At 72.9% G+C, this 11,928-nt stretch carries 12 protein-coding genes; 6 read left to right on the top strand and 6 right to left on the bottom strand.

Annotated features, from left to right (window positions below; translation table 11 throughout):
- Window positions 1-7 precede the first annotated feature (7 nt).
- The 6 genes from Q3W71_RS29485 (at window position 8) to prcA (ending at window position 6,324) form a co-directional block, all read left to right on the top strand.
- A complete protein-coding gene (locus tag Q3W71_RS29485; protein ID WP_302922731.1) occupies window positions 8-1,990 on the top strand; it encodes a hypothetical protein in 1,983 nt (660 codons plus the stop codon).
- A 117-nt stretch (window positions 1,991-2,107) separates the two neighbouring features.
- Window positions 2,108-3,625, top strand: a complete 1,518-nt coding sequence (gene dop, locus Q3W71_RS29480) for a depupylase/deamidase Dop (protein WP_368051341.1) — start codon at window positions 2,108-2,110, stop codon at window positions 3,623-3,625.
- Window positions 3,626-3,785: 160 nt separating this feature from the next.
- Entirely contained in the window at window positions 3,786-4,001 is a 216-nt protein-coding gene (locus tag Q3W71_RS29475; RefSeq protein ID WP_302922730.1) for a ubiquitin-like protein Pup, read from the top strand.
- A gap of 5 nt (window positions 4,002-4,006) precedes the next feature.
- A complete protein-coding gene (locus Q3W71_RS29470; protein WP_302922729.1) occupies window positions 4,007-4,675 on the top strand; it encodes an endonuclease VII domain-containing protein in 669 nt (222 codons plus the stop codon).
- On the top strand, window positions 4,594-5,433 hold the full coding sequence (prcB, locus tag Q3W71_RS29465) for a proteasome subunit beta (protein ID WP_302922728.1): 840 nt from the start codon (window positions 4,594-4,596) through the stop codon (window positions 5,431-5,433). The genes Q3W71_RS29470 and prcB overlap by 82 nt, the downstream gene beginning before the upstream one ends.
- A 54-nt stretch (window positions 5,434-5,487) precedes the next feature.
- Window positions 5,488-6,324 (top strand): proteasome subunit alpha, encoded by an 837-nt coding sequence (gene prcA, locus Q3W71_RS29460; RefSeq protein WP_302922727.1) that lies wholly within the window; start codon window positions 5,488-5,490, stop codon window positions 6,322-6,324.
- A gap of 133 nt (window positions 6,325-6,457) precedes the next feature.
- On the opposite strand, the gene Q3W71_RS29455 is transcribed toward prcA, so the two are convergent.
- The 6 genes from Q3W71_RS29455 to rfbB form a co-directional block, all read right to left on the bottom strand.
- Window positions 6,458-7,486: a glycosyltransferase family 2 protein gene (locus tag Q3W71_RS29455; protein WP_302922726.1), complete on the bottom strand. Its 1,029-nt coding sequence runs from the start codon at window positions 7,484-7,486 to the stop codon at window positions 6,458-6,460.
- Complete coding sequence (locus Q3W71_RS29450) at window positions 7,483-8,790, bottom strand: lipopolysaccharide biosynthesis protein (protein WP_302922725.1); 1,308 nt, start codon at window positions 8,788-8,790, stop codon at window positions 7,483-7,485. The genes Q3W71_RS29455 and Q3W71_RS29450 overlap by 4 nt, the downstream gene beginning before the upstream one ends.
- On the bottom strand, window positions 8,790-9,491 hold the full coding sequence (locus tag Q3W71_RS29445; protein ID WP_302922724.1) for a glycosyltransferase family 2 protein: 702 nt from the start codon (window positions 9,489-9,491) through the stop codon (window positions 8,790-8,792). The genes Q3W71_RS29450 and Q3W71_RS29445 overlap by 1 nt, the downstream gene beginning before the upstream one ends.
- Window positions 9,484-9,855 carry a DUF2304 domain-containing protein gene (locus tag Q3W71_RS29440; protein ID WP_088993756.1) on the bottom strand — a complete coding sequence of 124 codons (372 nt, stop codon included), beginning with the start codon at window positions 9,853-9,855 and terminating at the stop codon, window positions 9,484-9,486. The genes Q3W71_RS29445 and Q3W71_RS29440 overlap by 8 nt, the downstream gene beginning before the upstream one ends.
- Window positions 9,852-10,739, bottom strand: coding sequence for a dTDP-4-dehydrorhamnose reductase (gene rfbD / locus Q3W71_RS29435; RefSeq protein WP_302922723.1), 888 nt, complete (start codon window positions 10,737-10,739; stop codon window positions 9,852-9,854). The genes Q3W71_RS29440 and rfbD overlap by 4 nt, the downstream gene beginning before the upstream one ends.
- Window positions 10,740-10,890: 151 nt before the next feature.
- Window positions 10,891-11,892, bottom strand: a complete 1,002-nt coding sequence (gene rfbB / locus Q3W71_RS29430; RefSeq protein WP_302922722.1) for a dTDP-glucose 4,6-dehydratase — start codon at window positions 11,890-11,892, stop codon at window positions 10,891-10,893.
- Window positions 11,893-11,928: the final 36 nt, after the last annotated feature.

Here is an 11,928-nt window from a genome sequence, read left to right as displayed (position 1 = left end):
GAACCGCGTGCCGTCCGAGCTCACCGTCGTCGACCCGCCGGCCACCCCGGCGGCCGAGCCGACCCGACCGGCCACCCGCCGCGGGCGCGGCGCCGCGCTGGCGGGCGCCGCGCTGCTGGCGGCCTGGGTGGTGCCCGTCGGCGCGTACGCCGCAGACCGGACCTGGCTGCTGCCCCCGCTGGTCCTGCTGGTCACCGCCAGCCTGCTGCGCGGCGGCCGCACCCTGCTCGACCGGCTGCTGCTCGCCACCATGCTGCTGCTCGGCGCGACCACCGCGGCGGGCCTGCTCTTCGCGGTCTGGCCCTGGGGGCTGCACCCCGTGCCGGTCAACGGCACCGCCCTCACCGCGCTCGTGCTGGCCGCCGCGGCCACCGGCCGCCGACCGCGGCTGCCCCGGCCGGGCTGGCCCGACCTGTTCCCGGTGCTCGGCACCGCCGCGCTCGTCGGCTACCTCGCCCAGCCGCTGCTGCGCGCCGGAGACATCGCCACCCAGCTGACCCTGCTCGGTCGCGGCGAGGACAACTACCGCCACCTCGCCCTCTTCGACGTCATCGGCCGCACCGGCGGCTACGTCTTCGTCGACCCGGCCGCCGCCCGGGAACAGATCGTCTCCGCCCTGGTCCACTACCCGCAGGGCTGGCACCTGACCACCGCCCTGCTCGACGGGCACCTCACCCCGATCGGCGCCGCCGCGCGCGGCGCCGGCGGCGTCGAGCCCTACCTGTGGTGGACCATCGCCGGCTTCGGCCTGCTGGCCCTCACCCTGCTCTGGGTCGCCCAGCGGATCCCCGGACCGCTGCACCCCCTGCACCGCACGGTGCTCACCGTCGTCGTCGGCGCCCTGATCCTCGGCACCCAACTGCCCCGGCTGCTCATCGCCGGGTACCCCACCGAGGTGCTCGGGCTGACCCTCACCGTCGCCCTGGCCGGCCTGGTCATCCGACCGCTGGCCGGCACCCGGGAACAGCTGGTGCTGCTGGGCGCCCTGGTGACCGGCATCGGGTTCAGCTACTACCTCTTCCTGCCGGCCGCCGCCGTCCTGGCGCTCTGCTGGTTCGCCGGCCACTGGCGGGAGTCGCTGCGGGCCTGGCCCACCCTGCTCGTCGTCGCCCTCGTCACCGTCCCCCTCGCCGCCACCACGCCCCTGCTGGGTCTGCTCCGCGCCGACCACGCCGAGGCGCTCGCCGCCCCCATCGGCCGGGACGTCACCCAGACCTGGCGCGCCCTGCTCTGGCTCGGCGGCCTCGTCGTCCTCGCCCTGGTCGTCCAGGTCCGCCGCAGCGACCGCGCCTGGCGCCGCACCCTGCTGGTCATGCTCGTCGGCGCCGCCTTCGCCCTCGCCATCGCGCAGGCCAGCATCAACGCCGGCGGGCAACCGGCGTACTACTTCAACAAGGCCGGCCACCTGGCCACGGCGCTGTTCATCGCCGGCACCGCCGGCCTGGTCCGGCTGCTGCCCACCCCGCGCCGCGACCGCGGCCTGCCCCGACGGATCGCCACCACCGCGGCGGCGGCCGTCACCGGCATCGCGCTCGCCGCCGCCGCCGTGACCTACTGCGGCGTCACCGGCTGGCACCGCGGCATCCTGGTCACCGACGAGTGGACCTGGGCGCAGCGCTGGGTGCACCAGGACCTCGAACAGCCGGTCCGCGCCGCGGTGGTCTGCGCCGAGGTCGACCGGGCCTACCCGCCGGTGCCCTGGGCCACCACCTTCATCCTCGACCGCGGTCCCTACCGCTCCTACCTGGAAGGGCTCTGCCTCTCGGCCCTGCAGGGCACCACGGCGCAGAGCGAGCCCGGCGTCTACGGCATGGTCTTCCTCGAACCCGACCGCACCCGGGAGATGCTGCGCCGCACGCCCGGACCGGTCCGGTTCGTGGTCACCGACCCCGGCGCCCGGCGGCGGGTGGAGAAACTGCTCATCGCCGAACCGGAACTGCACCGCCGGGTCACCGTCGAGGTCATGCTCATCCCCGAGCCGTACCGCTGAGCCGCCCGTGGCCGGCGACACCGCGACCGGCTGCACCGCCACGCCCCCATCCGCGGTGGCGCCGACTACGCTCGAAGCGGACGGGGGACCGGTCGGGCGAGCGAAGCGGGTAGGTCGATGAGCGTAAGACGGATCATGGGCACCGAGGTCGAGTACGGCATCTCCGTACCGGGCCAGGCGGGGGCCAACCCGATGGTCACCTCGTCCCAGGTGGTCAACGCCTACGGGGCACGCCCGGAACTCAACCGCGGCGGCCGGGCCCGCTGGGACTACGAGGAGGAGTCGCCGCTGCGCGACGCCCGCGGCTTCACCTACTCCGGGGCCGCCTACGACCCCGCCGAGGCGCTGGCCGACGAGGACCTCGGCCTGGCCAACGTGATACTCACCAACGGCGCCCGGCTCTACGTCGACCACGCCCACCCGGAGTACTCCACACCGGAGGTGACCAACCCGCTGGACCTGGTCCGCTGGGACAAGGCCGGCGAGCGGGTGATGGCCGAGGCGTCCCGCCGGGCCGCCACCATCCCCGGCACCCAGCCGATCCACCTCTACAAGAACAACACCGACAACAAGGGCGCCAGCTACGGCGCCCACGAGAACTACCTGATGCGTCGGCAGACGCCGTTCGCGGACATCGTCGCGTACCTGACGCCGTTCTTCGTCACCCGCCAGATCGTCTGCGGCGCGGGCCGGGTCGGCATCGGTCAGGACGGCGGGCAGAGCGGCTTCCAGATCTCCCAGCGGGCCGACTTCTTCGAGGTCGAGGTCGGCCTGGAGACCACCCTCAAGCGGCCGATCATCAACACCCGGGACGAGCCGCACGCCGACGCCGACAAGTACCGCCGGCTGCACGTCATCATCGGCGACGCCAACCTGTCGGAGATCTCGACGTACCTCAAGGTCGGCACCACCGCGCTGATCCTCACCATGATCGAGGAGAAGGCGCTCGGCGCCGACCTCGGCATCGCCGACCCGGTCAGCGAGCTGCGCGCGGTCAGCCACGACCCGTCCCTGTCCCACCTGATGCGGCTGCGCGACGGGCGCCGGCTGACCGCCCTGGACGTGCAGTGGGCCTACTACGAGCGGGTGCGGTCCTTTGTCGACGACCGCTACGGCAACGACGCCGACGAGCAGACCCTGGACGTGCTGGCCCGCTGGGAGGGCGTGCTGGACCGGCTCGGCCGGGACGTGATGCTCTGTGCCGACGAGCTGGACTGGGTGGCCAAGCTGCGGCTGCTGGAGGGCTACCGGGAGCGGGAGAAGCTCGGCTGGGGCTCGCACAAGCTCCAGCTGGTGGACCTGCAGTACTCCGACGTGCGCCCGGAGAAGGGCCTCTACCACCGGCTGGTCAGCCGTGGGGCGATGAAGACGCTGCTGACCGACGAGCAGACCCGCACCGCGATGACCGAGCCGCCGGAGGACACCCGGGCCTACTTCCGCGGCCGCTGCCTGGCCCAGTACGCCTCCGAGGTGGTCGCCGCGAGCTGGGACTCGGTCATCTTCGACGTGGGCCGGGAGTCGCTGGTGCGGGTGCCGATGATGGAGCCGGAACGGGGCACCCGCAAGCACGTCGGCGAACTGTTCGACCGCTGCCCCAGCGCCAAGGACCTGCTGGAGACCCTCACCGGCGGCTGACCACGCCGGGCCGGTCCGGCGCGCGCCCGTCCGGCGCGCCGGGGCCGGCCGCCGTACGACGGCGACCCTGGCCCGGCGCGCGCCCACCCGGCGTGCGGCGGGCCTTTCGTCGCTCCCGCGAGGTAAGTTTCTCGCAAGAGATCGTTGGAGGAGGCACCAGATGGCCACTCGTGACAGCGGCGGGCAGTCGCAGTCGGGCAAGTCCCGCCAGGGCGGAGAGATCGAGGACGTCACCACCGAGGCCAACCCGGAGGTCGCCGAGCGGCACGCGGAGATCACCGAGGACGTCGACGACCTCCTCGACGAGATCGACTCCGTCCTGGAGGAGAACGCAGAAGAGTTCGTGAGAGGATACGTGCAGAAAGGGGGGCAATGAGGCTTATGTCCGATTCGCCACAAGCGTCGGACAAGGTCTGTCCCCAGTGCGGCCGTTCGCTACCCGCGTCGGCCTTCCACCGCAACAAGCGCCGGCCCGACGGGCTCGCGTTCTACTGTAAGACCTGCGCGGCGGCCCGCTCGGAGGCGAGCCGCCGCAAGCACGGGATCGCCGCGCAGCGGCGGGCTCCGGAGCCGGTCGCGGATGGACTCAAGTGGTGCCCGGACTGTCAGCAGACCAAGCCGCTGGAGGACTTCCCGCGAACCAGGAAGGGCAACGGCCGGCACAGTTACTGCAAGCCGTGCCACAACATCCGAGGTCGCGAGAGCAAGGCACGGCTCTACGGCGGCAACCGGGAGTACCACCTGCGGCGGCGGTACGGCATCGGGCAGCAGGAGTTCGACGAACTCCTCGCCGAGCAGGGCGGGGTCTGTGCCATCTGCGGCGGCGCGGACCCGCAACATGTGGACCACGATCATCGCACCGGTTGGGTGCGCGGGATACTCTGCTTCAACTGCAACGGTGGTCTTGGTCAGTTCCGTGACGATCAGGCGCGGCTGGCCGGGGCGATCACATACCTGAGAGGAACCACGTGGCAGCGGGTTTTGATCCATCCGGGCGTCTACCAGATGTGTTCACCAACGCGGGGACGTCCTCCTTCACCACGTTCCTGAGCAAGGTGGCTCCCGAGATGCTGCCCGGCCGCCGGCCGCTGCCGCCGGGCATGGCCGCCGACCTGGCGCCGCACGCCACCACCATCGTGGCCATCTCGGCCGCCGGTGGCGTGGTGATGGCCGGCGACCGGCGGGCCACCATGGGCAACCTGATCGCCCAGCGCGACATCGAGAAGGTGCACCCGGCCGACGCGTACTCGCTGGTCGGCATCGCGGGCACCGCCGGCATCGGCATCGAGCTGATGCGACTGTTCCAGGTGGAGCTGGAGCACTACGAGAAGATCGAGGGCGCGATGCTCTCGCTGGACGGCAAGGCCAACCGGCTCGCCTCGATGATCCGGGGCAACCTGGGCGCGGCGATGCAGGGGTTGGCCGTGATCCCGCTCTTCGCCGGCTTCGACCTCGCCTGCGCCGACCCGGCGAGGGCCGGCCGCATCTTCAGCTTCGACGTCACCGGCGGCCCCTACGAGGAGACCGGCTACGACGCGATCGGCTCCGGGTCGCTGTTCGCCAAGTCCGCGCTGAAGAAGCGGTACCGGGCCGGGCTGTCGATGGACGACGCGGTCCGCCTCGCGGTGGAGGCGCTCTACGACGCCGCCGACGACGACACCGCGACCGGTGGGCCGGATCTCACCCGCCGGATCTACCCGGTGGTGATGACCGCGACGGCGGAGGGCACCCACCGGCTCACCGACGCCGAGACGGCGACGATCGCCGAGAGCGTGGTCTCGGGCCGGATGGAGAACCCGGGCGGCTGATCCGCCCGCACAGTCAGCAGCCGTCAGCACAGCGTCGTAAGGAGAACCGCCGCCGTGGCCATGCAGTTCTACGCCTCGCCCGAGCAGATCATGCGCGACCGCTCCGAGCTGGCCCGCAAGGGCATCGCCCGGGGTCGCAGCGCGGTGGTCCTGAGTTACGAGGGCGGAGTGCTCTTCGTCGCGGAGAACCTCTCCAGCGCCCTGCACAAGGTCAGTGAGATCTACGACCGGATCGGCTTCGCCGCCGTCGGCCGCTACAACGAGTTCGAGAACCTGCGCCGCGCCGGCGTGCGGATGGCCGACCTGAACGGCCTGAGCTACGACCGGCGCGACGTGACCGGCCGGGCCCTGGCCAACGCGTTCGCGCAGACCCTCGGCGCGATCTTCACCGAGCAGTCCAAGCCGTTCGAGGTGGAGATCTGCGTGGCGCAGGTCGGTGCCACCGCCGAGGACGACGAGATCTACCGGCTCACCTACGACGGCTCGGTCAACGACGAGCCGGGCCGGATGGCGATGGGCGGCCAGGCGGAGGCGATCACCAACGTGCTCAAGGCCGACCACTCGGCGGAGATGTCGTTGAGCGACGCGGTGAAGCTGTCGGTGCGGGCGTTGAGCAGCGTCGGCGGCGAGGGTGGCGCGGCTCGGACCATCGCGGCGAACCAGCTGGAGGTGGCGGTGCTGGACCGCCGCCGGGTCGGCCGGACCTTCCGGCGGATCACCGGCGCCGCGCTGACCGCGCTGCTGGACGGCGGCGCGGCCAAGGCGGAGGAGCCGGCCGCCGCGGGTGGACCGACGACGCCGTCCACGCCGACCGAGGAGGCGCACAAGCCGACCAGCTCCGCCGGGTCCGCGGACCTGGAGGACAAGCCGGGTCAGCCGGCCGACGAGTAGTCCCGTCGCGGTGCGCCGGGGTCCGGGCTTCCGGGCCCCGGCGTACGCGTTTCCACGGCATGCGAGTGGCGCCGGGTGGGCGTGCCGCCGGGCAGTCCCGGCTGCGCGTTCGGCGGAGTGGCGGTGGCGCCAGTCAGGCCCGGCGCAGCAGCGGGCGGACCAGCGCCCAGTAGCCGGCGGCGATGACGTTGAAGATGCCCATCCCGGGCGGCGCCTCGACGTTGGACGGGTCGACCTTCGCGGTCATCACGGTCGCGATGACGCCGTCGGGAACGGTCCGCTCCGCCTGGAGACGGCGGCGGCGGGCGCGTACCCAGGCCCGGTTGCTCCACAGCCAGCGCCAGCCGCGGACCTTCTCCCTGGGCCAGCCGCCGAGCAGCGCGGCGACCAGCATGGCGGCCTCGGAGAGCAGCAGCATCGGCGCCAGCAGCGCCAGCGTCCGCCCCTCGTACGCGGTGAGCAGGGAGAGCAGCCGGTTCCGCTCGACCAGGTAGACCTTGAGCGAGTTGCGGGAGAACTCGTAGTGGTGCACGACGACGGCGTCCGGCACGTACTGCGGGCGGAGTCCGCGCTGCCAGAGGCGGAGGCTGAGTTCGGTGTCCTCGTGGTAGGCGAAGTACTCGGCCGGGAAGCCGTCCAGCTCCTGCCAGAGCTGCCGGCCGATGACGAAGCAGCAGCCGCTGAGCGAGGGCACCGTGGTGCGGACCGCGTGGGCGCTGGCCGGCTGGCCGTTGCCGCCGGCCCAGGAGAGCCCGATGAAGTGCAACGGGTTGCCGGAGGTGTTGATCAGCTCCGGGTTCTCGGCGAGCCGGATGGAGGCCATGGCGGCGCCCACGCCGGGCTCCCCGGCGACCGCGACCACCTTGGCGAGCGCGTCGGGGGCGACGATCGCGTCGGAGTTGACGAAGGCGAGCCACTCGCCGGTGGCCTCGGCCGCGCCGACCCGGCAGCCGCCGGCGTACCCGGTGTTGGTCTCCGGGCGGATCACCCGGACGCCGGGGAAGCCCTTGACCACGTCGATGCCGTCGCCGGTGCACCCGTTGTCGACGACGATCAGCTCGATCTCGACGTCGGTGCTGGCCAGCACGGCCCGGGCGGCGTCGACCAGGTACGGCTCGGCGCCGTAGGCGAGCATCACCGCGGAGACCTGGGGGCGGGTCATCGGATGCCTCCGGATACGCCAGTCGCCACGGCGTCGTCGAGCGGCCGGGCCGGGGTGGGGACGGGACGGGTGCCGCCGCGCAGCAGCAGCGCCATGGTGCCGGCGACCACGACGGAGCCGACGGTGTAGGCCAGCTCGACGCGGAGCGCGACCGGCGCCGGGGTCAGGGTCACGGCGAGCAGCGCGGCCACGCCGAGCGTCCAGGCGAGGGCCTGGGCCCGGTGCCGGTTCAGCGCGAGCAGGGCCTGGCCGAGCACCATCGACCAGAGGTAGGCGAGGGTGGCCACGGCGAGCCAGGCGAAGTCGACCTGGTCGAGCACGTCGGGGGCGTCGAAGAGGGCACGGACCAGCCACGGGCCGAGCAGCACGGCGCCGACCGCGCCGATCAGCCCGAGCGCGGTGACCACGCCGAGCGAGCGGCGGAGCAGGCCGTGGAAGGCGGCCCGGTCGCCGGTGGTGGCGGTGGCGGCGAGCCCGGGCAGCAGCGACGCCTGCATGGAGCCGAACACGAAGAGCGGGATCCGCACCAACACCAGCGCGGAGAGCAGCGCCCCGGCGGTGGCCACGTCGTCGGGGGCGATCAGCCGGACGTTGATCACGCCGACGTTCACCACGACCTGGGAGAGCAGGCTGGAGACGGTGAGCAGCCCGAGGCCGCGCAGCAGCGCGCCCCACGGCACCGGCGCGCCGCCGCCGACGGCGCGCAGCACCGGCGGCAGGGTGAACAGCACGCTGGCCAGCGGGGCGATCACCAGCACCACCCCGTACCACAGCGGGGAGCTGACGCCGGCGAGGCCGAGCAGGGCGACCATCACGATACGCAGCCCGCCGTCGATGCCGAGCTGGCCGCCGTACCAGGGGAAGAGGGACAGGCCGGAGAGGACGCCGCGGGTGGTGTACGCGATCGCCATGGCGACCAGCGACCCGATCAGCACCAGCACCATGTCGCCGTCGCCGGCGAAGAGCCGGTCGGCGAGCACGCGGTAGCCGGCGGCGGTGGCGAGCACCATCACGGCCAGCACCGCGGCGGCCAGCGCGGCGCCGCGGGCCAGCACCGGGCCGGGCGGCAGCCCCTGCGTACGGCGGGCGGCGACGACCCGGGCGACCTCCTGCTCGACCGGGATGAACACGCCGATGCCGACGGTGAACACGATCGACCAGAGCACCGACAGGGAGCTGTAGTCGGCCTCGGTGAGGCCGTGGCCGGCGACCGCGAGGTGGACGTAGGAGGCCAGCCCGAGCAGGGCCAGCCCGGCACCGACGGCCACGGTGCCGGGCGGGACGAGGGCGAGCAGGCGCCGCATCACTGGCGGATGAGCGCCAGCGTGAGCACCACGAACGCCCGGCCCAGGTAGATCATCGCCTTGGCGGGGGAGTGGCTGGGTGTGCCGGCCATCCGCTTGCGCATGGCCACCGGCACCTGCCGGATCCGGTAGCCGCGGCGGGCGGTGTGCACCAGCGTCTCGACGGTGTCGCCGAGGTACTCGGCCGGGTACCAGCGGGCGAACATCTCGATCACCCGCCGGTTGGCGGCGCGGAAGCCGGAGGTGGTGTCGGTGAGCTTGGTGCGGGCCACCCGGGACAGCACGGCGGAGAGCATCACCATCGCCCAGCGGCGCGGGCCGCGGACGGAGTAGTCGCCCTCGCCGGCGAACCGGGCGCCGATCACCAGGTCGTTGTCGTCGAGCAGGTCGACCAGCTTCGGCACGTAGCGGGGGTCGTGCTGGCCGTCGGCGTCGATCTGGATGGCGACGTCGTAGCCGTGGTCGCGGGCGTACCGGTAGCCGAGCCGCATGGCCCCGCCGACGCCGAGGTTGTAGGGCAGTTGGGCGACCCGGGCGCCGGCCGCGGCGGCGACATCGGCGGTGCGGTCGGTGGAGCCGTCGTCGACCACCAGCACGTCGACGCCGGGCAGTTCGCCGCGCACCTCGCCGACCACGTCGGCGATCGAACCGGACTCGTTGAGCGCCGGGATGATGATCAGGACGCGCTTGCCGTTAACCATCGTTGGACACCAGTTCGTCTCGGGCGGCCCGCTCGGCGGCGATCTCGGCGCGCAGCAGGGCGAAGTCTTCGGCCAGGGTGCGGGTCTCCTCCTCCAGCGCGCTGACCTCCCAGCTCAGGTGCACACAGACCAGGAGCAGGAAGACGATGCCGAGGAAGAGCACGAGGCTGACGCCGGAGGCGACGCCGAGCATCCCGGCGACGCTGTCCAGCAGTCGGGGGAAGAGCGACAGGGGGATGACGACCAGCAGCACGCCGAGCCACAGCATGCCGTACTTCTCCCGGAGCTGCCGGCGGCGCAGCAACTCGACGATGGTGCCGAGCAGCAGCAGGCCGGTCAGGCCGGTGACGAGGGTGAGCTTCATGCGACCTTCCACGGGGCGGGTGGAGTGGCGGAGGCGAACGCGTCGGCCAGGGTGGTGTGCCAGTCCGGAAGCGGTGGCAGACCCGCGGCGGCCCAACGGCCGTGCCCTAGCACACTGTACGCCGGTCTGGGGGCGGGACGGCGAAACCGATCGCTGGTGGTGGGTCGGATCCGGTCCGGGTCGAGCCCGCGCAGCGCGAACACCGCGCGGGCCAGCCCGTACCAGGTGGTCCGGCCGGCGCAGGTGCCGTGGTAGACGCCGGGAGCGGCCCGGCCGGCCAGCGCCGCGTCGCCGAGCGCCACCAGCTGCGCGGCGAGGGCGTACGACCAGGTGGGCTGGCCGTGCTGGTCGTCGACCACGTCGAGCTGCTCGCGCTGCTCGGCCAGCCGGAGCATGGTGGCGACGAAGTTGGGCCCGTGCGCGCCGTAGAGCCACGCGGTGCGCACCACGTAGCCGGTTTCGGGGAGGAATCGGGCGACGGCCCGCTCCCCGGCCAGTTTCGAGCGGCCGTACGCGTTGACCGGCGCGGTCGGCGCGTCCTCGGCGTACGGGCTGTCGCCGTCGCCGGGGAAGACGTAGTCGGTGGAGATGTGCACCAGCCGGGCGCCGGTGTCCGCGCAGGCGCCGGCGAGGTGCCCGACGGCGTCGCCGTTGACGGCGGTGGCGGCCGCCTCGTGCTCCTCCGCCCCGTCCACGTCGGTCCACGCCGCCGTGTTGACCACCAGGTCGTGCCCGGCGACGGCGGCGCGGACCGCGCTGGCGTCGGTGATGTCGAGGTCGGCCCGGGTGGCGGCGGTCACCTTCAGGTCCGGCCGGGTGCCGAGCACCGCGAGCAGGTCCCGGCCGAGCATCCCGCCCGCGCCGGTGACGAGCACCCGGCTCATGCCGGCACTCCGCTGCGCCGAACGTTCCGAGCCCCGGACGCGTCGGTGGATGCCGCAGCATCGACACGGCCTCGGCCGGGGGTCGGAGTGTGAGCAGTGCCGCCACGAGACACCGTGGCGCGGCGGTGACGATTCGCTCGCTGACGCTCGCTCATGCGGCCGGGGCGGACTTCAGCGGCTCCCACCAGGCCCGGTTCTCGCGGTACCAGCGCACGGTGTCGGCGAGCCCACGGTCCAGGTCGATGCTGGGGGCGTACCCCAGCTCCTCGCTGATCTTGGTGATGTCCAGCGAGTAGCGGCGGTCGTGGCCCTTGCGGTCGGCGACCGGGACGACCCGGTCCCAGCCGGCCCCGCAGGCCTCCAGCAGCCGGCCGGTGAGCTCCTTGTTGGTCAGCTCGGTGCCGCCGCCGATGTTGTAGACCTCACCGGCGCGGCCCTTCTGCTGCACCAGCGCGATGCCCCGGCAGTGGTCGTGCACGTGCAGCCAGTCGCGCACGTTGCCGCCGTCGCCGTAGAGCGGCACGGTCCCGCCGTCGAGCAGGTTGGTGACGAAGAGCGGGATGACCTTCTCCGGGAACTGGTAGGGCCCGTAGTTGTTGGAGCAGCGGGTGACCACCACGTCCATCCCGTGGGTGCGGTGGTAGGCCAGGGCGAGCAGGTCGGAGCCGGCCTTGGAGGCCGAGTACGGCGAGTTCGGCGCCAGCGGCCAGGTCTCCGTCCAGGACCCCTCGTCGATCGAGCCGTACACCTCGTCGGTGGAGACGTGCACGAACCGGCCGGTGCCGTGGCGCAGCGCGGCGTCGAGCAGGGTCTGGGTGCCGAGCACGTTGGTGGTGACGAACGGCGCGGCGCCGGCGATCGAGCGGTCGACGTGCGATTCGGCGGCGAAGTGCACGATCACGTCGTGACCCGGCACCACCTGCTCGACCAGGGCCGGGTCGCAGATGTCGCCCTGCACGAAGCGGAACCGGGGGTCCTCGCGCACCGGCGCCAGGTTGGCCAGGTTGCCCGAGTAGGTCAGCTTGTCGAGCACGGTCACGGCGGCAGGTTCGATCGCGGGCACACCCGTGGCGCTGCCGAGGGGCACGCCCAGCAGCATGCGGACGTACTCCGACCCGATGAATCCGGCTCCGCCGGTGACGAGGATCCTCACGGGTCCGGAAGTGTACGCGACGTGACGGCGGGGCCG

This window comes from Micromonospora sp. C28SCA-DRY-2, from assembly GCF_030519475.1.
Lineage (GTDB): Bacteria > Actinomycetota > Actinomycetes > Mycobacteriales > Micromonosporaceae > Micromonospora.
This window is presented reverse-complemented; position numbering and strand designations above follow the sequence as displayed.

Excerpts from the sequence above, each read along its gene's own strand:
- Q3W71_RS29455 (WP_302922726.1), bottom strand. The coding sequence starts at position 7,486 with ATGACCCGCCCCCAGGTCTCCGCGGTGATGCTCGCCTACGGCGCCGAG.
- Q3W71_RS29445 (WP_302922724.1), bottom strand. The coding sequence starts at position 9,491 with ATGGTTAACGGCAAGCGCGTCCTGATCATCATCCCGGCGCTCAACGAG.
- dop (WP_368051341.1), top strand. The coding sequence starts at position 2,108 with ATGAGCGTAAGACGGATCATGGGCACCGAGGTCGAGTACGGCATCTCC.
- Q3W71_RS29470 (WP_302922729.1), top strand. The coding sequence starts at position 4,007 with ATGTCCGATTCGCCACAAGCGTCGGACAAGGTCTGTCCCCAGTGCGGC.
- rfbD (WP_302922723.1), bottom strand. The coding sequence starts at position 10,739 with ATGAGCCGGGTGCTCGTCACCGGCGCGGGCGGGATGCTCGGCCGGGAC.
- Q3W71_RS29450 (WP_302922725.1), bottom strand. The coding sequence starts at position 8,790 with ATGCGGCGCCTGCTCGCCCTCGTCCCGCCCGGCACCGTGGCCGTCGGT.
- Q3W71_RS29440 (WP_088993756.1), bottom strand. The coding sequence starts at position 9,855 with ATGAAGCTCACCCTCGTCACCGGCCTGACCGGCCTGCTGCTGCTCGGC.
- Q3W71_RS29475 (WP_302922730.1), top strand. The coding sequence starts at position 3,786 with ATGGCCACTCGTGACAGCGGCGGGCAGTCGCAGTCGGGCAAGTCCCGC.